The organism is Arthrobacter sp. LFS091 (assembly GCF_047977885.1).
Lineage (GTDB): Bacteria > Actinomycetota > Actinomycetes > Actinomycetales > Micrococcaceae > Arthrobacter.
Genome location: NZ_JBFPFP010000009.1, coordinates 22447 through 42744, shown reverse-complemented (window position 1 = coordinate 42744; position 20298 = coordinate 22447). Strand labels below are relative to the sequence as shown.

16 protein-coding genes are annotated in these 20298 nt (G+C 64.0%); 9 read left to right on the top strand and 7 right to left on the bottom strand.

All coding sequences use genetic code 11. The features are described from left to right. Positions 1–34: 34 nt before the first annotated feature. A complete protein-coding gene (locus tag ACNQOP_RS17260; RefSeq protein WP_416405347.1) occupies positions 35–1726 on the top strand; it encodes a bifunctional 3'-5' exonuclease/DNA polymerase in 1692 nt (563 codons plus the stop codon). 57 nt (positions 1727–1783) lie between these two features. On the opposite strand, the gene ACNQOP_RS17255 is transcribed toward ACNQOP_RS17260, so the two are convergent. The 3 genes from ACNQOP_RS17255 to ACNQOP_RS17245 are packed head-to-tail and all read right to left on the bottom strand — an operon-like array spanning position 1784 to position 4640. Continuing rightward, entirely contained in the window at positions 1784–2461 is a 678-nt protein-coding gene (locus tag ACNQOP_RS17255) for an NUDIX hydrolase (protein ID WP_257370929.1), read from the bottom strand. Continuing rightward, positions 2458–3252, bottom strand: a complete 795-nt coding sequence (gene nth, locus ACNQOP_RS17250; protein WP_257370930.1) for an endonuclease III — start codon at positions 3250–3252, stop codon at positions 2458–2460. Before nth ends, ACNQOP_RS17255 begins: the two co-directional genes overlap by 4 nt. Before the next feature lie 11 nt (positions 3253–3263). Further along, entirely contained in the window at positions 3264–4640 is a 1377-nt protein-coding gene (locus ACNQOP_RS17245; protein ID WP_416405247.1) for a hypothetical protein, read from the bottom strand. A gap of 472 nt (positions 4641–5112) precedes the next feature. On the opposite strand from ACNQOP_RS17245, the gene acs reads away from it, so the two are divergent. The 4 genes from acs (at position 5113) to ACNQOP_RS17225 (ending at position 10269) form a co-directional block, all read left to right on the top strand. After that, positions 5113–7116: an acetate--CoA ligase gene (gene acs / locus ACNQOP_RS17240; protein ID WP_416405246.1), complete on the top strand. Its 2004-nt coding sequence runs from the start codon at positions 5113–5115 to the stop codon at positions 7114–7116. Between the two features lie 160 nt (positions 7117–7276). Next, the gene (locus ACNQOP_RS17235) at positions 7277–8074 is read left to right on the top strand and encodes a DeoR/GlpR family DNA-binding transcription regulator (protein ID WP_257370933.1); all 798 of its coding nucleotides are present in this window, start codon (positions 7277–7279) and stop codon (positions 8072–8074) included. A gap of 91 nt (positions 8075–8165) precedes the next feature. Beyond that, entirely contained in the window at positions 8166–8906 is a 741-nt protein-coding gene (locus ACNQOP_RS17230) for an ABC transporter ATP-binding protein (RefSeq protein ID WP_284986255.1), read from the top strand. A 7-nt stretch (positions 8907–8913) separates the two neighbouring features. Beyond that, complete coding sequence (locus ACNQOP_RS17225) at positions 8914–10269, top strand: FtsX-like permease family protein (protein ID WP_416405346.1); 1356 nt, start codon at positions 8914–8916, stop codon at positions 10267–10269. A 99-nt stretch (positions 10270–10368) separates the two neighbouring features. Here ACNQOP_RS17225 and ACNQOP_RS17220 read toward each other — a convergent pair whose 3' ends face one another. Together ACNQOP_RS17220 and ACNQOP_RS17215 are read right to left on the bottom strand one after the other, a co-directional pair. After that, positions 10369–11388 carry a LacI family DNA-binding transcriptional regulator gene (locus tag ACNQOP_RS17220; protein WP_257370936.1) on the bottom strand — a complete coding sequence of 340 codons (1020 nt, stop codon included), beginning with the start codon at positions 11386–11388 and terminating at the stop codon, positions 10369–10371. 14 nt (positions 11389–11402) lie between these two features. Next, positions 11403–12602: a Gfo/Idh/MocA family protein gene (locus ACNQOP_RS17215; RefSeq protein ID WP_257370937.1), complete on the bottom strand. Its 1200-nt coding sequence runs from the start codon at positions 12600–12602 to the stop codon at positions 11403–11405. A gap of 213 nt (positions 12603–12815) precedes the next feature. Here ACNQOP_RS17215 and ACNQOP_RS17210 point away from each other — a divergent pair, with 213 nt between their 5' ends. From ACNQOP_RS17210 to ACNQOP_RS17195, 4 genes are all read left to right on the top strand, one after another. After that, positions 12816–13778 carry a carbohydrate ABC transporter permease gene (locus tag ACNQOP_RS17210; RefSeq protein ID WP_374111542.1) on the top strand — a complete coding sequence of 321 codons (963 nt, stop codon included), beginning with the start codon at positions 12816–12818 and terminating at the stop codon, positions 13776–13778. 26 nt (positions 13779–13804) lie between these two features. After that, positions 13805–14716: a carbohydrate ABC transporter permease gene (locus ACNQOP_RS17205; protein ID WP_257370938.1), complete on the top strand. Its 912-nt coding sequence runs from the start codon at positions 13805–13807 to the stop codon at positions 14714–14716. Between the two features lie 37 nt (positions 14717–14753). Further along, complete coding sequence (locus ACNQOP_RS17200) at positions 14754–16094, top strand: ABC transporter substrate-binding protein (protein WP_257370939.1); 1341 nt, start codon at positions 14754–14756, stop codon at positions 16092–16094. 118 nt (positions 16095–16212) lie between these two features. Next, positions 16213–18393, top strand: a complete 2181-nt coding sequence (locus tag ACNQOP_RS17195; protein WP_416405345.1) for an alpha-galactosidase — start codon at positions 16213–16215, stop codon at positions 18391–18393. Positions 18394–18468: 75 nt separating this feature from the next. On the opposite strand, the gene aroQ is transcribed toward ACNQOP_RS17195, so the two are convergent. Then, positions 18469–18945 (bottom strand): type II 3-dehydroquinate dehydratase, encoded by a 477-nt coding sequence (aroQ, locus tag ACNQOP_RS17190; RefSeq protein ID WP_257370940.1) that lies wholly within the window; start codon positions 18943–18945, stop codon positions 18469–18471. Between the two features lie 130 nt (positions 18946–19075). Next, positions 19076–20260 (bottom strand): MarP family serine protease, encoded by a 1185-nt coding sequence (locus ACNQOP_RS17185; RefSeq protein ID WP_416405245.1) that lies wholly within the window; start codon positions 20258–20260, stop codon positions 19076–19078. Positions 20261–20298: the final 38 nt, after the last annotated feature.

Below are 20298 nucleotides of genomic sequence, written 5' to 3'. Positions count from 1 at the left end.
ACGTCACACCGCCGCACAAGGCAGAATGGAAACCATGTATTTGCTGCTCGCCGCCCACCAGGAAGGCGCAGCCATACAGAGAATCTCTCCCACGGGAAAAGCGACGGCCGACGCACGCCTTGTCACCCGTGGCGAGCTGCCCGGCGTCGTGCGTGAGCTGGAAACCCAGCGGCCCCGATGGGTGTGGCACCGCGCCCAGGACTGGTACCCGGAACTCCTGGTTCACGGAGTCGAGCTGGAACGTTGCCACGATCTGGCCTTGTGCGGGGCGATCCTGGCCCATTCGGAGTTCACAGCCCACACGGACTACGCCAAGAACGCCGTGAAGCTCACTCAGGACGACGATGCGACACCTCCCCGCGTCCTGCAACCCCCGCCCCCGCCAGGCGACCAAGGCGCCCTCTTCGATGACATCGTCACCTCAGCTCCGAAAGCCGGCCTGGCTGAACTCAAGGAAGAGTTCACGGCCCAACAGCATGCCGTTGCCCAGGTTTCCACGGACCAGCAGCAGAGGCAGCGCCTCCAACTGCTTCTCGCCGCTGAGTCAGCCTGCGCCATCATCGCCGTCGAGATGCAACACGCCGGTGTCCCTTGGCGGGAGGAACTCCATCAGCAGATCCTGGCGGATGTCCTCGGTCCACGGCCCCAACCAGGACACCGGCCGCCAGCACTTGAGGCCCTGTGCGTCGAGCTCCGCAGCATCCTGAACTCCCCTGGTTTGAACCCCGACTCCCCGCAGGACCTCATGCGGGCCTTGCACCGGAACGGTATCGAAGTAAAAAGTACGCGGCAGTGGGAGCTCCAGGAGTCGAAGCACCCTGCCATCCAGCCGTTGCTGGCCTACAAGAAGCTGTCGCGCCTGCACACGGCCAACGGCTGGGCCTGGCTGGACGCCTGGGTAAGTGGTGGCCGGTTCCACCCGGAGTACGTCGTGGGCGGAGTAGTTTCAGGGCGCTGGGCTTCCCGCGGTGGTGGTGCCCTGCAGATACCGCGCAACATCCGGGCAGCAGTCCACGCTGATCCCGGTCATAAGCTCATCGTCGCTGACGCCTCCCAGCTGGAACCCCGCGTCCTGGTGGCATTGGCGCAGGACACCAAAATGGCCGAAGCGGCACGCGACAAGGACCTCTACGCAGGTATAGCGGCGCAAGGGTTTGGTGGTGACCGAGCCAAGGCGAAGATTGCGCTCCTGGGCGCGATCTATGGGGCTACCACCGGCGAATCGGGCAGGCTCATGCCCCAGCTGACGCGCACCTATCCCCGCGCGGTGGGGTTCGTGGAACAGGCGGCCCGCGAGGGCGAAGCAGGGCGGACCGTGACGACGAGGCTCGGGCGAAGCAGCCCACCGCCATCGGCCGGTTGGTTGCGGAGCCAGCAATCCACTACCGCGGAGGAGCAGCGACGGGCGGACAACCTGGCCCGCTCACGCGGCCGCTTCACCCGCAACTTCGTGGTCCAGGGCTCCGCGGCCGAATGGGCGGCGTGCTGGCTCGCTGAATTACGACGGCGGCTGCGGGCTTTCCGGGCCGAAGGATCGCCTTCCGGTGAACTCGTCTTCTTCCTGCACGACGAAGTCATGGTTCACGCGCCTGACGACGCTGTGGACGACTGCATCAGGGCCATCGAAGAGGCCGCGGCAGCGGCGAAGCTGCTCATGTTCGGGCAGGTGCCGGTGGAGTTCCCGGTGAGTGTCGCCGTCGTCGATTCCTACGACAAGGCAAAGTAACAGGAACCGGGCCTGGAATGCGCGGGCCCATAAAGGGCACCTTCGGTTGCCGTGATCCTAGAGATCGATGTCGTGGAGCTTGTTCTGGTCCCAGGGAACGGTCCAGCCCAGTTCATCGAAAAGGCCGCTCAGGACCATTCCGGTAAAACCCCACACCAACACGCCATTAACGGTGAAGCCAGGGCTGGTATACGTGCGGCCGAACCGCGAGATGGTGGCGCTGACACGGTTGACCGGGTCCAGCAGGTCCCGGACGGGTACCCGGAAAACCTGGGCAGATTCGCCATAGTCCACCACGCGAACAGGTGATGGGGCATCCCACCAGGCCAGCACCGGAGTGACCCGGAAGTTGCTGCGGATAAGTCCGAGCTCAGGCATCACACCGAGCACACGGACACCGCTGGCATCCAAACCGGTTTCTTCCACTGCTTCCCGCAGGGCCGCGGCAACCACCGATTCGTCCTCCGGGTCCACGCTGCCGCCGGGAAAGGCCACCTGCCCTGGATGGTCGTCAAGGGTGTGCGCCCGCTCCAACAGGAGGACATCAAGGTCGGCCGGGGCGATGGGACGCCCGGATTCTGCGGGCACGTTGTCCAGCACGCCGAACAACATCAGGACAGCGGCGGCACGGTTTGTCTCCTCAAGGACGGGCAGCTGGGCCCACAGGCTTGAGCGCTGTTGCTCCCCGGACTCGTAGCGGGCAACGAGAGCGGACAACTCCTCAAGCGCGGTCACCCGGGCCTCCTTTGCGATTCCATGCGGATTTCCGCGGCCCGATGGGTCTCAGCCAGCAACCGTTCCAGCAATGCTTCATTTCCGGGGGCGAGCTCATACTTCAGCAGCTTGGCCGCTTTGACGGGATCGGTTTCGCCGTCGCCGTAACTCGGGCAGAGGCTGGCGACAGGGCAGGCACCGCAAGCCGGCTTCTTGGCATGGCAGATCCTGCGGCCGTGGAACACCACGCGGTGCGACAGCATGGTCCAGTCCCGACGCTCAAACAGCTCGGCTACATCAAATTCGATCTTCACCGGATCGTCCGACGCAGTCCAGCCGAACCGTCGTGCCAAGCGTCCAAAGTGCGTGTCGACGGTGATCCCGGGAACGCCGAAGGCATTGCCCAGGACAACGTTGGCGGTCTTTCGCCCGACTCCCGGCAGCGTTACCAGGTCCTCCAACCGACCCGGGACCTCGCCGTCGTACTCGTCCACCAAACGGGTGCTGAGCGCCAGGACATTGCGGGCCTTTGCCCTGAAGAAACCCGTGGGCTGAAGGATTGCTTCAAGTTCAAAAGGGTCCGCTTCAGCCATGGTCCGTGCGTCCGGGTAACGGGCAAACAGGATCTTGGTGACCTGGTTGACCAGGACGTCGGTTGTCTGGGCGGAAAGGACTGTGGCCACGACCAGTTCGAACGGGTTCCGGAAGTCCAGCTCCGCATGCGCGTAAGGGTACTTCTCGGCGAGAACCCTGTTGATCTTGCGTGCCCGGCGTTTGAGTGCGAGGAGCGAACCAGCTTCGGCGGTGGCCACGGCGTCCCCGCCTAGCCGCGTTCGATGTTGCTGAGCTCCCTGAGGACCCCAACCTTGCCGTCAGTGTCCTGAACCAGGAACTCGTGGCCGCGGTCCTCCAAGGCGAGGACCCATCCGCCGGGTTCGATGGTGAAGGAAGGAGCGCCGGAGTGTTCGTCGTACGCCGTGCGTGGCTGTGCGACAGCGAACCAGAAGGCCTCATACGCGGGGGAATCGGATTCCTCCGGACGGCTTGCCGGGTCCACGGTGGCACCGATGGAGTCGCTGACGCGCCGGGTGTCACCGGAAACGATGGGAGTAGCCATCGTGGCAGCCCACGGCTGCTGCGCGGCCGGCTGCTGCGCCGCTGGCTGGGCCGCCGCTGGCTGGGCCGGTCCTGCCTCCGCGGGCCCCGGCTGCGCCGCGGGCTGAGCGGCGTGCTGGGTAGTTGCCGGCTCCGGAGCAGACGCCGGGGCCTTGCCATCTTCGCTGGACGCAACTGCGCCGTTTGAGGCGGCCGGTTGAGCCACAGGTGTTGCGGGCGAAGCACCAGCACCGGAGGCAGCAGGCGCCGAACCGGAGCCGGCGTCGGCTGAATGAACGACGGCGGAGGCCGCGGTCGCAGCTGACGGCTCTGTACTTGCGGAAGCGGCCGGCGCCAACGGGCTGGAACCCGCGGCAGCGGCGGAACCTGCGGCAGCACTGGAACCAGCGGCAGCGCCGGCTGTTCCCGATGAAACTACGGGACCCGGAGCCTGGTATCCGGCAGCCGATCCTTCAAAGCCCGGAGTGGACGGACTTGCGGCCGGCTTGGGCGCTTTCGGCGCCTTGGGAGCGGCAGGCTTACGGCTAGGCACAACCGCTTCACGGGCAACAACGTGCGCCGGCGTCTCGACACGCCCCTTGAAATCGGCGGAGAGCCACGGAAGATGAGGGCCAAGAACTGTCGCAGCCAGCAGGCCCACCGAACCAACCAACCCCAGCAGCACACCACCGTTGAAGGAGTCGGCGATCGTCAGGAAGAACAGCGGGAAAGCGAAGGAAGCCGTGACCGACGCAAACTGGTCAATGGACAGGGAGCCGATGCGCACAACGGTTTTTGGCTGCAACCTGCGGGCTACGAACAGTGCCGTCACGACCAAGGGCAGGATGATGCCGAGCAGCAGGAAGAACAGGTTCCCAAGGTTCCAGAGGTTGTAGCGCTCTCCGAACATCGGCAGGAGGGATGCCACGAACATCAGGAGGGTGGAGCCGAACACGGTGAGGTCCCGGATGGTAAAAGGACCGGCGACAGCGTCGAACTTCGACGGCTTCCCGTCAGCGGTGCCGCTTGCAGGGGTGGCCGTTCCAGCCGTGGTGTCCGGTCCCGTCGGTTGTGAGTCGTGCGGGCCTGGGCTCAGCTGGTTCATCTGTTTCTCCTTCGTACGGCGGCGCCTTGGACAGTCCGGCCCGGTTATCTCCGCAGGAATCTGCAGGAAACCGGACACGCCAGAAGATGGGTTCCAAGGCTTCTTCAGCCTATGCCACCCCACTGACAGGGTTCCAGCGGAAAACGGTCATACGGCTTCGCCCACAGCAAACTCCAAGGTCCCTTACAGTGTTCGCCGCCAAACTCCCGCCCCAACAGCGTGAGCCAGGGCCCGCCGTCGTCGTCATGTAAACGGTTCCTCACGGCACCAGCCGCCATTCGGCGCTAAATGTGCGCCGCTCACGGCCGGGTTTGTGACCACGCACACGTAGGACCTTCCAAAGAGATAGTGTTGTTGGCGGACAGCACTCTGCGGACCTTCCGCGGGACCTGCGCGACGCCGGGGAACGGCTCGCGCACGGACCTATGGAAAGGATCCGCGAAGCAAAGATCGATGAATAATGAGGTTCACCATGTCCCAGGACACCACCGGATCCACACACGTCGAGGCCCTTGAAAACCTCCTTCACGAGAACCGCAAGTTCGCGCCGTCGGCAGAGTTCGCGGCCAACGCCGTCGCAAGTGCTGACGCCTACGCAGAGGCTGAGGCGGACCGCCCCGCGTTCTGGGCCAAGCAGGCCCGCGAGCTGCTGACCTGGGACAAGGACTTCACTGAAGCCCTCGACTGGTCCAACCCTCCGTTTGCCAAATGGTTCGTCGGTGGCGAGGTCAATGCCGCCTATAACGCGCTGGACCGGCACGTGGAGAACGGACTGGGCGACCGCGTTGCCATCTACTTCGAAGGCGAACCCGGCGACACCCGCACCTACACGTACGCGGAGCTGACAGAAGCGGTCAAGAAAGCCGCCAACGCTTTCGAAGCCCTCGGCGTGGCCAAGGGCGACCGCGTGGCCGTGTACCTGCCCATGATTCCCGAGGCCGTCATCACGCTGCTTGCCTGCGCCCGGATCGGTGCCGTGCACTCCGTGGTGTTCGGCGGGTTCTCCGCAGATGCCCTGCGTTCCAGGATCGAGGATGCCGAAGCCAAGCTCGTTGTCACTGCCGATGGTACCTACCGCCGTGGCAAGCCCTCCCCGCTCAAGCCCGCCGTGGACGAAGCCCTCTCCAAGGAAGGTCATACTGTCCAGAACGTCGTGGTGGTCAAGCGCAACGGCGAGGACGTCAACTGGGTGGAAGGCCGCGACCTCTGGTGGTCCGAGACGGTTGACAAGGCAGATACCGAACACACCGCCGTCGGGCATGATTCCGAGCACCCGCTGTTCATCCTCTACACCTCCGGCACCACCGGCAAGCCCAAGGGCATCCTGCACACCACCGGTGGCTACCTCACGCAGGGCGCCTACACCCACAAGGCCGTGTTCGACCTCCACCCGGAAACGGACGTGTACTGGTGCACGGCCGACGTCGGATGGGTCACCGGCCACTCGTACGTCACCTACGCGCCACTCATCAACGGCGCCACCCAGGTCATGTACGAAGGCACGCCCGACTCCCCGCACCAGGGCCGCTGGTGGGAGATCGTGGAGAAGTACAAGGTCTCCATCCTCTACACCGCCCCCACCGCGATCAGGACGTTCATGAAGTGGGGTCGTGAGATCCCGGACAAGTACGATCTCTCCTCCATCCGTGTCCTGGGCTCCGTGGGCGAATCCATCAACCCCGAAGCGTGGATGTGGTACCGGGACGTGATCGGCGGGAACGCCGGCAAGAACGGCGAGAAGAAGGAACACCCGGCCTCGATCGTGGACACCTGGTGGCAGACCGAAACCGGCGCGCAAATGATCGCACCGCTGCCCGGCGTGACGGCCACCAAGCCCGGTTCAGCGCAGGTTCCGCTGCCCGGCATCGCCGTGGACGTCGTGGATGAGAACGGCGCCTCGGTGGCCAACGGCGAAGGCGGCTACCTTGTGGTCCGCGAACCGTGGCCCTCCATGCTTCGCGGAATCTGGGGCGACCCCGAGCGTTTCAAGGACACCTACTGGTCCCGGTTCGAGGCCATGTACTTCGCCGGCGATGGTGCAAAGAAGGACGAGGACGGCGACGTCTGGCTCCTTGGCCGCGTTGACGACGTCATGAACGTCTCCGGCCACCGCCTCTCCACCACCGAGATCGAATCCGCCCTGGTTTCGCACCCGTCCGTCGCCGAAGCCGCCGTGGTGGGCGCCGCTGACGAGACCACCGGCCAGGCCGTCGTCGCGTTCGTCATCCTCCGCGGTGACGCCGTGAACAACGGCGACGAAACCGTGCTGGAACTGCGCAACCACGTGGGCAAGGAAATCGGACCGATCGCCAAGCCCAAGCAGCTCCTGATCGTGCCGGAACTGCCCAAGACCCGTTCCGGCAAGATCGTCCGCCGCCTGCTCAAGGACATCGCAGAAGGACGCGACACCGGCGATGCCACCACCTTGGCAGACCCCGGCATCATGACCCAGATCGCGGAGTCGCTCCGCAAGTAGCCCGACCAGGATCAACGACGGCGCCGCTCGCCCCACGGGGTGAGTGGCGCCGTCGTGCGTTCCAGCTGGGCGTGGTGCCTTACCGGCCTCGGCGAGTCCCGCGGCCTAGACTGGAGCCAGACCCAGCCCCACTTTTGACGAGGTTCCCAGAAAGGCCCTGATGCTTCAGGCAGCACGCCACTCCGCCATCATCGACGCCGTCCAGCGCGAACGCGTCGTAAGGGTCTCTGACCTCGCCCAACTCCTTGGCGTCTCCCCCATGACCGTGCGGCGCGATATCGAAGCCCTCGAGGAATCCGGCCGGGTGGAGCGAATCCACGGTGGCGCCAAACTGCCAGGTGATGCCAGCACCCACGAACCCGGATTCGAGCTCAAGTCCACGCAGCTGACCGCCGAGAAGCACGCGATCGCCGTAGAAGCGGCTTCCCTGGTGCAGGAAGGCATGGCGATCGGTCTCGGCGCCGGCACCACCACCTGGGCACTGGCGAAGGAACTCGTCAACGGTCCCCGCATCACAGTCGTGACCAACTCTGTCCGGATCGCCGACCTTTTTCATCACGGCGCCTCCTCCGGTCCTGCCCGGTTCGGTTCCACCGTCATCCTGATCGGTGGCGAGCGGACGCCGTCGGACGCGTTGGTGGGACCCATTGCTACCGCATCCTTGAAGCAACTCCACCTGGACGTCCTGTTCCTTGGCGTTCACGGCATGGATGCCCAAGCGGGCTTCACCACCCCCAACCTGCTCGAAGCCGAGACCAACCGCGCGTTCATGGCCTCCGCGCGGAGCACGGTAGTTGTGGCTGATCACAGCAAATGGGGCGTCGTGGGCATCGCTTCGATCGCCCAGTTGGAGGAGGCCGACGAACTCATCACAGACTCATTGCTGGGTGAAGACGCCCGGCGGGTGCTGGAAGAGAACGTGGCGAAGCTTCGGATCGCGGAGACCCAACACAGCTAGGCCGGCTCTCATACCGCGGGTGGATGGCTGGCCGTGGAGTTCAACCGGTGGACTGACGCGGGGAGATGTCCCGTTTCGGGATGCTGGATATATGAACGCCATCCTCCACGCCCAGCAGCTCACCAAGCACTATCCCGGCAGCCTCGCCCTGGACCACGTCGACTTCACTGCGAACACCGGCGAATCCATTGCGATCATTGGACCCTCGGGTTCGGGCAAGACCACTCTGTTGCACTGCCTCGCCGGGATTTTGAGGCCCGACGCCGGTTCGGTCACCTTGAACACTCCCTCGTCGCCGCTGCGCCTGGACACCTTGGGTGACGCTGCGTTGTCGCGGCTCCGGAGGGAAGAATTCGGCTTCGTTTTCCAACAAGGCATGCTCCTTCCTGAGCTGACGGCCATCGAAAACGTGGCCCTCGCGCTGATGCTGAACGGCACTGACAGGGCCACCTCCGAATCCCGGGCCGCGGAATGGCTGGCCGCACTGGGCCTCGGCGGGATGGAACAGCGACGCCTGGGCGAACTCTCCGGCGGCCAGGTCCAGCGCGTCGCCATCGCCCGGGCCCAAGTGACCGGCGCGCGGGTGGTCTTTGCCGATGAACCCACTGGAGCCTTGGATTCAGCCACGTCCAGCGAAGTGCTGGACATACTGCTGGGTTCTGTTGCAGCAAATGGCCGGACCCTGCTGGTGGTTACCCACGATCCCAACGTCGCTGCCCGTTGCCGGCGCGTCGTGGAACTGCGGGACGGCCGGATCGTGGCCGACACTGGCGGACCCTCCACCCCAGCCGCGCCCGCAGCAACCAACTTCAAAGGTGCCTTCAATGTCTAGCCTCACCATGGCGCTACGCCTCGCCCCCTATCTCGCCCGGAGCAATGGCAGCAGCTTGCGGGAAACGGGCCTTCGGGACGCCGGCTTGCCTGTTCTTGCGTTCGGCACAGTCACCGCACTGCTGCTGACTGTGGCAGGCGGCTCGCAGGTTTTCTGGTCCTGGACCGACGACATCGCCGGCACCTACCAGGCCTTGGCCGTCGTCGCGATGGTGCTGCTGATCATCCCGTTGCTGACCCTTGGCGCCTCGGCCGCCCGACTGGCCGCCCGGCGTCGTGATGACCGCCTGGCCTCCCTGCGTCTTTTGGGCGCGAACAGCGCCACCGTCGTATGGATGACCGTCATCGAGTCGACAGTGCTCGCGGCGGTCGGAGCGCTGGCGGGCGCGGGGCTGTACGCGTGCGTTGCACCGTTCCTCGGCCTGATCCAGTTCCGCGGCCAAGCCATAGCGAGCCACGCCTGGCTCTCCGTGCCCTCCATCCTCGGCTGCGTTCTTGCCGTCTGCGTTCTGGCAGCAGCGAGTGCGGCCCTTGGACTTCGGAAGGTTGTGGTGACGCCTTTGGGTGTCCGGACAAGGCAAACGGCCGACGGCGCCCATTGGGTTCGCGGACTCATCGCCGCTGTTGTTGTGGTCATCGGCGTGGTGGCGATGGGGATGCTGAGCAGCTTCGGCGCGTTCATCGTGATCATCGGAGTCATGGGTGGCTGCTTTGGCCTGGCGTTGCTGGCGTTGAACCTCATGGGCCCGTGGATCCTGCGGTTGCGGGCATCGTCGCAGCTCAAGCGCGCCAAACGTCCTGAGCAACTTTTGGCTGCCAGGACCGTGCTGGAAAGTCCCAAGGAATCGTGGCGGCAAGTTGGGGGCGTCGCGATGACCAGTTTTGTGGGTGTGTTTGTTGGGGTTGGCATGGCCGTGGCGGACACCATGGGCGGCAGCGCCGGCGATGAAACCGCCTTGTTGGTGCGGGACATCAACACCGGTGTGATGATCACCCTATTGGGCTCGTTCCTCATGGTGGCGTGCTCCGCGGGCGTAAACCAGGCCGCGGCCGTGCTCGACCGGGCCCCGATGCTGGTGGCACTGGACCGGGTGGGAATGCCGCGGAAGCTGATGGTGGCGGCCAGGGTCAAGGCCGTGATGTCGCCGCTCTTCCTGGTCGCAGGCATTTCGGCGGCAGCGGCAGCTGTCCTGGTCCTCCCGCTCACGGGTGCCGTGTTGCTGACCCAGCCCGTGGTGTTTGTGACCATCTGCGGAGTGTTCGCGGCAGGGTTCTTGCTGGTGCGTTTGGCCGTCGCTGCGGGTACGGCGCAGATCGGCCAGGTGCTGTCCCGCCCGGAGCGCTACGCGAGCATGGACTCCTAGCCCCCTCCCACCGATGGCCCCTCCCGACCAACCCCTCTCAGTGGGCCGTGAAAGGTGATCGAGCGTCCGGCCAAACAGGCGAGTCGGTGATGGAGGGTGCTAGTCGCAGCCGCAGGACTGCCGGATGATCAGCTCGGTGGGAAGGATGTGGTGTTGCGGCTCCTCCGCGCGCCCCTTGCCCACCAACGCACGAACGGCGGCTTCGGCCATCAGTTGGACCGGCTGCGCCACCGTGGTCAGTGCGGGCCAACTGTATTCGGAATCCAAGGACCCGTCGAAGGACACCAGCGCCATGTCCTCGGGCACACGGACTCCGGCCTCGTGGAAGGCCCGGAGGATTCCGATGGCCTGCATGTCGTTACTGGCAAAGATCGCAGTGGGCCGGTTGGCCATGGACAGGAATCGCTTGCCCACTTCGTAGCCGCCAGGCCGGGTGAACGGACTGTGCAGCATAGGACCATCCGGCAGGCCCGCTTCACGCAGCGTGGCCAGCCATCCCACTTCGCGTCCGTCCAGTTGATTGCCGGTATTGGTGCCGATGGCCAGGCCGATGTTCGTGTGTCCATGGCCTATCAGGTGCTGGACAGCAGCACGGCCGCCAGCTTCCAAGTCCACGCCAACGCTGGCGAAACCCGGCGGCGAGCCTGCATTGTTCAAGAGCACGGAAGGGATCTCCGAGGCTTCAAGCTCCGTGACGTCGGGATCGAACACGCAGCTGGCCAGGAACACCCCGTCCACCTGTCGGGCAGCCAAGGTGCGGATGTTCTTGCGTTCGCGTGTCAGGCTGCCGTCCGAGTTGGTGAGCACCATGCCAAAGCCAAGTTCCGCGGCCGCATCCTCCACGGCGTGGGCCAGCTGAGTAAAGAACGGGTTGGTGTTATCAGGAACCACCACTCCAATGGTCTCGCTGGATCCAAGCTTCAGGGCACGGGCGGCAGCGTTGGGCCGGTATCCGAGGACACGGATGGCCTCGCGAACCTTGGCTTCCGTGGTTGGGGCCACGTTTTTGGGCCCACCGTTCACCACATAACTCACGACGGCGGTACTCACCCCGGCGTACCGGGCCACGTCTTTGCGTGTTACCGGGCCGCGCGAGGTTTGTAGCGCCGAAGGTGTCATGGGGTAAATGCTAGCTACTCCACGGGGGCATCACCGAAGTCGCGGATGGGAAGGCGCTCCCCGCCACGGAGCGCAGACTCGTGAGCGATGATTCCCGGCAGCGTGAACCGGGCCGCAACCCAAGCATTAACGGGTGGGAGGCTGCGGTCGTTCACGGCCGTCACGAAGTCATCCACCAGGAATTGGTGGCTGCCTTCATGCCCGTTGGGGGCTCCCAGGAATTCTTGGGGAAGCCTGGACTGGTCATGTACCGGGGCCAGCCCGGAGATGAAAGCATCCCGCAGCTCCGGTGCTACATCTGCAAGGGAGGGATCGTCTGCGGACATGGTCGGTTTGGTTTCCACCTGCTCGGACACGTCCTCAACGGAAGACTTGTCCTGCCAGACGGTGGTGGTGGCGAGCTGCTCAAAACTGGCCTCGGTGCCGAAGAAACGGAAGCGCGATTCCCGGATATGGGAGGGGTACCCCACTCGGCGCATCTCGTTGGTGCGCATCGCGCCGCCGTCGTTCATTTCAAACAGCGCAGTGGCGTTGGAGAAGTCGTTGGCGAACATACTGACGTCCTTGTCGAAGACGCCGTCACCGCGCTGGTCCTTCACGCCGATGCAGCTGACGCTGACCGCGTGCCCCGGTACAGCGCCGAGGACTCCACCGATGGCGTGGGTCGGGTACAGCATGGGTGGGTAGCTGGCGGTTTCCTTCCACCGCTCTCCGCCGCTGTACTGATAGGCCTCGTAAAACCCCAGGTCCATGTCATGAACGTAGTCGCCCTCGGTGTAGAAGATACGGCCAAACTTGCCTGCCGCATGCTGTTGTCGGGCGAAGACCGTGGCGGGGTTGTAGTAGCTGGTCTCCCCCATGGCGTAGACAAGCTTGGTCTCGCGTACGGCCTCTATGATCCGGGCGATTTCTTCTTCGGAAATGGCCATCGGCACAGCTGAATATACGTGTTTCCCTGCGCGCAGAGCACGCTCGACCAGCGGCCCATGGGTCCACCGCTGCGTGAAGATGGCGACAGCATCGACGTCGGACTCCAACAACTCCTCGAAGCTGCCCCTGACGCCGTCCAGGCCCCAGCGTTCCTGGGCTGCAGCTGCACGTTCGGGGAGTTCATCCACTGCGTAAACCGCACTGACGCCCGGGTGGAGCTTGAACAAGTGCGCGAACTGGCTGCCGAACTGCCCGACACCCACAACACCGATCGAAAACGTCATTGTTTGCCTTTCCTGAAGCTGCAGGCGCAGCTTGCGAAGCGTCCCTTGTTGGGTTCCACATGAGTCTTCCACCGTGATCTACACGAGTCAACAGAAAGAACAGATCCGAACATTTTTGACCACATTTTGCAGTCATGTCTTGTGCTTGCCGAATCTACTCGTGTAGATTCGCCAACAGTTGTTACCCCCATCACAGTCAGGAAAGGGTCGACGATGACCACGCTAACCAAGCAACCCGGGAAAGCTTCGGGGCGTTCCAGGAGCAACCACGGACGCAAGCTTCAACCAGCCAAACGCAGCATGACCAGCCGTCTCGGTGACCTGAAAATCGCCCTGTTCTTTATCTTCCCGGCCGTTATCGGCTTCGTAGCCTTCTTTCTGATCCCCACCATCCGCGGCATCTACCTCAGCTTCACCGAGTACAGCATCCTGGGTGAGCCCACATGGATCGGGATCAAGAACTACACCACCATTTTCGCCGACGAACTTTTCTGGAATGCCATGGGCGTCACCCTGCAGTACGTCGCCCTCAACATAGGCTTCCAGACGGTCATAGCGCTGGGACTGGCCCTGCTGATGCACCGGGTGGCCAAGTCCACGTTCATCCGTGGAGCACTGCTGCTCCCATTCCTGGTGGCCAACGTCATCGTCGCCCTGCTCTGGTTCTGGATGCTCGACTACCAACTGGGCATTGTCAACGAAATCATGAGCTGGGTTGGCCTTCCCCGCGTCGCCTTCTTCGGCAGCGAACAATGGGCCATCCCCACCATCGCGTTCGTCAACGTGTGGCGGCACATGGGCTACACCGCGCTCCTGATTTTCGCCGGGCTGCAATCCATCCCGAACCACCTCTACGAGGTAGCCAACCTCGACGGCGCGTCCCCCACCCGGACGTTCTGGAGCGTCACCATGCCGCTGCTCCGCCCCGTGTTGGTGTTGGTTCTGGTGGTCACCGTGATCGGTTCCTTCCAAGTCTTCGACACCGTCGCCGTCACCACCAACGGTGGCCCCGTCAACGCCTCACGCGTGATCCAGATGTACATCTACCAGAAAGCCTTTGGCGAGTCCGACTTCGGCTACGCCTCCGCCCTGTCCGTGATCCTGTTCGTCATTCTCGCCCTTGTGGCCTTCGTGCAAATGAAGTTCCTCAAGGGCAACGAATCGGACCTGGACTAAGCCGGAAAAGGACCAAGGACACCGCCATGACTACGTCAACCCTGACCCGAAAAGACCGCAAGAAGCCCCTCAACTGGCGCCGGATCGGCGCGTGGGTGCTGGTCGCCGTCGCCCTCGCCATCACCATCGCACCGTTCCTGTGGATGCTGCGGACGGCACTGTCGAGCAACAGCGCGCTGGCCTCCAACGCCGGAAACCTCCTCCCGGCTGACTTCAGCTGGGGCGCGTTCAAACGCGTACTTGGCCTGCAAACCACCGAAGAAGCGATAGCCGACGGCGGCTCCGGTGCGGCCATCAACTTCTGGCTTTACCTGCGCAACTCCATCATCTTCGCCACCATCACCACGGCCGGCCAGGTGTTCTTCAGCGCGATGGCCGCCTACGCCTTCGCACGGTTGCGTTGGCCAGGCCGGAACAAAGTGTTCGCCGTCTTCCTGACCACCATGATGGTTCCCCCGATCTTCACGGCCCTGCCCAACTTCCTGATGATCAAGAACCTCGGGCTGCTGAACACCATGGCCGGGATGTCCCTGCCCTTCCTGTTCATGACCCCTTTCGCCATCTTCTTCCTGCGGCAGTTCTTCCTGAGCATGTCCCGCGAAGTTGAGGAAGCGGCAATGCTCGACGGCGCCAAGCACCTGCGCATCTTCTTCCAGATTGTGCTTCCCAACGCCGCCGCCCCCATCGCCACCCTGGCGCTGCTGACCTTTATCGGCCAGTGGAACGAATACTTCTGGCCGCTGTTGGTGGGCCAGGACGAGAACGTCCGTGTCCTCACTGTTGGCCTGAGTGTCTTCAAGTCGCAGTCCCCGCAAGGCGCCCTCGACTGGTCCGGGCTCATGGCCGGGACCCTCGTGGCAGCGCTGCCGATCTTCCTGCTGTTCATCGCCTTCGGCAAGAAGGTAGTCAACTCCATCGGATTCTCCGGAATCAAATAACCGCACCCTCTGCAAATTCATCCCCGAAAGGTTCGCTATGAAGAAAACCCTCGGCGTCGCCGCTGCTGCCGCCGCCATCGCCCTGACCCTGTCCGCCTGTGGCGGCTCCTCCCCCGCTTCTTCCGAAGCCAAGGGTGACATCAACTACTGGCTCTGGGACGCCAATCAGCTCCCGGCGTACCAGCAATGCGCGGACGATTTCACCAAGGCCAACCCGGACATCAAGATCAAGATCACCCAGCGCGGGTGGGACGACTACTGGACGACGCTGACCAACGGCTTCGTGGCCGGAACAGCGCCTGACGTCTTCACCAACCACCTCTCCAAGTACCCGGAGTACGCAGCAAAGAAACAGCTGCTGTCGCTGGACGAGGCTGTGGAGAAAGACGGTATCAAGCTGGACGCCTACACCAAGGGCCTCCCCGAGCTCTGGGTCGGCCAGGACGGCAAGCGCTATGGACTCCCGAAGGACTGGGACACCGTAGGCCTCTTCTACAACAAGGCCATGACCGACGCTGCCGGGATCACCGCCGAGCAGATGGCCAACCTGGAGTGGAACCCCAAGGACGGTGGCAGCTACGAGAAGACCATTGCGCACCTGACCGTGGACAAGAACGGCAAGCGCGGCGACGAACCGGGCTTTGATAAGAACAACGTTGCCACCTACGGACTGGGGCTGACGGGCAGCGGTGCGGGCCAAGGCCAAACCGAGTGGAGCTTCCTCACGGCGACCACGGGCTGGACCGCAACCGACAAGAATCCGTGGGGCACCAAGTTCAACTACGACGACCCCCGTTTCCAGGAAACCATCGCCTGGTGGGCGGGCCTGGTGGACAAGGGCTACATGCCCAAGCTGGAGACCACCGTCGGCGCCAGCATGCCGGACAGCTTCGGAGCCGGCAAGGCTGCCATCAACACCAACGGCGATTGGCTGATCGGCCAGTACCAGACCTACAAGGGCATCGAAACGGCCTTCGCACCCACTCCAAAGGGCACCGACGGCAAGCGCGCGTCTATGTTCAATGGTCTGGCCGACTCCGTCTGGGCCGGCACCAAAAACCCCGGAGCCAGCATCAAGTGGGTGGAATACCTCGGGTCCACCGCTTGCCAGGATGTCGTGGCCAGCAAGGCCGTTGTGTTCCCGGCCATTGCCAGTTCCTCTGAGATCGCAGCCAAGGCCTTCGCTGACAAGGGCACGGACGTCTCTGCCTTCACCACCCATGTGAAGGATGGCACCACGTTCCTCTTCCCGATCGCAGACAAGGCTGCCAAGGTTGACGGCATCATGAAGCCCGCCATGGATGCAGTCCTCGCCGGCAAGAAGCCCGCCTCCTCGCTGACCGAGGCGAACAACCAGGTCAACAACCTCTTCAAGTAGGACAACCCGCTCTCACCCACTCGTTGTGAGGCCTGCTCTGCGCGTTATTTCCTTCGCGAATCCCGCAGAGCGGGCCACACAACACCCCATACGATCCGATATGAAAGCGACTTCACACATGCACCCGCTCCATCTCCGTTCCGCAGGTACCAGCCTGGTGATCAGCACCCACCGCGGCGAGGCTGAGATAAGCCACTGGGGAGCTGACCTGGGCGACACCCTTCCGGACCTGGCCATCCTCAACGAGCCCATCCCTCCGTCTTCGATCGACGCCAACGTCCCCGCCGGGCTCCTCCCCCAGGCTTCGTCGTCGTGGCAGGGCAGGCCCGGACTTCGCGGCCATCGAATTACCGACGGCGTACCCGGCTTTGATTTCTCAGTCAGCCTTCGCGTAGTGAGCGCGACGACGGACGGCACCACAGCGGCCATCGTCCAGGCAGATCCCGATGCCGGTATCACCGTGACCAGCAACCTCACCCTGCACCCGGGCGGGCTCCTCGAACTGCGGCACACGGCCACGAACGACGGCCCGTCACCTTTCCAAGTGGATGAACTGGCGACGATGCTCCCGGTGGCGCCGGACGCCGTCGAGCTTTTGGACCTGACGGGGCGCTGGTGCCGCGAACGTCACCCGCAGCGCCGGGCGATCCAGCAGGGAACGTGGGTCCGCACCGGGCGACACGGCCGTACAGGGCACGACTCGTCGCTTCTGCTCGCCGCGGGAACCGCCGGCTTCGGCAACAGGCACGGCAAGGTTTGGGCTACGCACTTGGCCTGGAGCGGCAACCATGAGGAGTTCGCGGACAGCGTCGCTGATGGGCGCACGATGATCGGCGGATCTGAACTATTGGGGCCGGCTGAAGTAGTCCTGGAACCCGGTGACAGCTACACCACTCCTGCGCTCTTTGCCGCTTATTCGGACCAGGGTCTGGACGGGATCTCTGCAGCCTTCTACAGCTGGTTCCGCTCGCGCCCCCACCACGTGGGAGCGCTCTCCGGCAAGCCCCGTCCAGTAGTCCTCAACACGTGGGAGGCAGTTTACTTCGACCACAACCTGGACGCACTCGTCGAGCTCGCTGAGTCTGCTGCCGACCTTGGCGTTGAGCGTTTCGTGCTCGACGACGGTTGGTTCCGCGGGCGCCGCGACGACCGGGCCGGGCTGGGCGACTGGTACATCGATGAGACCATATGGCCCGGCGGTCTGACGCCGCTCATCGATGCCGTGACGTCCCTGGGCATGGAATTCGGGCTCTGGGTGGAGCCGGAAATGATCAACCTTGATTCCGACGCAGCCCGGGCACACCCCGAGTGGATTGTTGGCCCCTCCGCTGATTCATACAAGGACGGCGGCAGGCTGCCCCTCGAGTGGCGGCAGCAACACGTCATCGATCTGGTGAACCCGGAAGCGTGGCAGTACATCTACGACCGCATCGACACTTTGCTGCGTGAGAACACCATCAGCTACCTCAAATGGGACCAGAACCGGGATCTCCTGGAGCATGGGCATGCCGGCCGGGCGTCAGTCCACGAACAGACCTTGGCGGCGTACCGGCTTTTTGACGCGCTCCATGCGGCACACCCCGGCGTAGAGATCGAAAGCTGCTCCTCCGGCGGTGCGCGCGTTGACCTGGGGATCCTTGAGCGTACCGACCGTATTTGGGCATCTGACTGCAACGACGCACTGGAACGGCAGACAATTCAGCGATGGACGGGAATCGTGGTTCCGCCCGAGCTGGTGGGCGGACACATCGGACCGACCACATCACACACCACTGGGCGGACGCACGACCTCTCCTTCCGCGCCATCACTGCACTCTTCGGACACTTCGGCATGGAATGGGACGTCCGCTCCGTCACTGGCGCGGAGCGCGAGGAACTCAAGCGCTTCATCGGCCTGTATAAGGAACACCGGGCCCTGATCCACAGCGGACGGGTGGTGCGCGCCGATGCGCTGGACGAGTCGCTGATGGTGCACGGCGTTGTTGCGGACATCCACGACGGCGGCATCGCAGGAGCCACGGCCGCGCTTTTTGCTGTCGTGAAGACGCGAACGGGCTTCGCCGAGCAGGTGGGTCGCGTAGCGCTCCCGGGGCTCGATCCGTCGCGTTCATACCGGGTGGAGGCAATCTTCCCCACACCTGGTGACGCCGACTACGAGCACACGTTCATCGAAGCGAAGGCGGCGCCTTGGTTGGCGTCCGGGGCGGAAGCCACTGGCCGGTTCCTGGGCGAAGTGGGCCTTCCGATGCCCGTCCTGAACCCGGAGCACGCCATCCTGCTGCGCCTCACAGCCCTCTGACGCTCTCTCACCTACCGCAGCGTTCCCGGGGATCCCCTCTCACCAACGAAGGGTTTCCCGGGAACGCTCGCTCACCTACCGCGTGCTCTGTACCGCGTCCGCCAGGTAGTCGATGGCCAGCTTGTACCCGAGTACGCCGGCACCCACGATGATCGCCTGGCAAACGCCCGACAGGTACGAGTGGTGCCGGAACTCCTCGCGCTGGTGGACGTTGGTGATGTGGACTTCGACGGCGGGGAGCTGCACCGCCGCCAGGGCGTCACGAAGTGCCACGGAAGTGTGCGTGTACGCTCCGGCGTTGATCACGATGCCCACTGCACTTCCTCGCGCTGCGTGGACGGCGTCGAGAAGGTCGCCCTCATGGTTTGACTGCACGCAATCCACGGTGAGGCCATGGGCGGCCGCGGCTGTCATGGCGAGTTGCTCGACGTCGGCCAACGTGGACGTGCCGTACTTTTCGGGCTCCCGGGTACCCAGGAGGTTCAGGTTGGGGCCGTTGATCACAAGGATGGTGCCGCGACCGGCTTCGGTGGCGGGAGTGGCTTCAGTCATGGCTCCCAATCTATAGCCGGGCAGAAGTCTCAGGGAACTCCGCCCACCAGGTGAGCGAGCGTTCCTCAAAAACCGCCATCATATGAGAGAGCGTTGGCCAAAGACGGCCGGGATGTGAGAAAGCGATGGCCTACTTACGCGTGCACTGGCCGGCCGAAACCGCGTTGTTGAGGCCGGGAGCCTGAGCTGCAACGGGCTCCAGGTCTTCCATGGTGAGTGCAAAACCAAGTGCGTCATTAGTGGTTGTCTTGGCGAAGATCAGCCCCGCCACTTGCCCCTGCGTCGTCAGCAGTGGCCCGCCCGAGTTCCCCGGCTGGACGTCGCCGGCGAGCTTGTACACAAGCTCCGGTGACGGGTTATTGCCGTAAATATCCGGAACCAGAATGGTGGAAATACCTTGCACAGTCGCTGGTTTCGACTGGAACGGACCGCCATGCGGGTACCCTGCGAAAGCCGCCGAAGAGCCGTCTGGCAGGTCGGCGCTGAGCGGCAACGGTGCGGACCTAAGGCCGTCAACGGCCAGGACTGCGATGTCCCGCTGAGAGTCGAAGTAGACCACGCGACCCGGCAGCGCACCGCCGTCGGGAATCTCCACCACGGGCTGCGATACGCCCGCCACGACGTGCGCGTTGGTGACGACGCGCCCGGGCGAGACCACGAATCCGGAACCGGTCTGGTTTTGCCCGCATTCGTAGGCCGTGCCGGCGATCTTCAGGACAGACTGGGCGGCTTTGTTCAGCGCCGGAGTGTCGGTTGATTCGTTCGGGATGGTCAGCGGGGTGGCGGGCCCAATGCCCTCGATGAGCTTGGGAATCCCATCGCCGATCACCGTCGACCTGAGTTGCGCCATGGTGCTCTTGACCGGCGTCGGCGTCAGATTGTCGATGGAACGAATGACTCGCGACTCCGCGATTTGCTGCGACACGAACGGCACGCCCAGCGAACTGATGCTGAACGCGAGCATGGACATCACCAGCGCCGCGACCACTACGCTCACCAGGCCGCCGATCAGCCGATCAACCGCGTGCAGGGGCTTGATCCGCACGGCGTGGCGGATTCGGCGCCCAATCATGGTTCCCAGCCCATGGCCGACAGCAATAAGTACGACGGCGGCACCCACCGTGGCGGTAAGCCTCCAGCCGCTGTCGCTCACCCAGCCGCTGACGAGCGGGACCGCCACGAAGGCAGCGATGGCACCCACCACGAAACCGGCAATTCCGCCCAACGTGACCATGAAGCCGTTGCGTAGGCCGTAGATCAGGTACGAGAGCAGCATCAGGATCAATGCCAAATCCAATATCGTCAAGCCAAACACCAATGCTCCTCATAGCCGGGTAGCGACAAGTCTAGTTG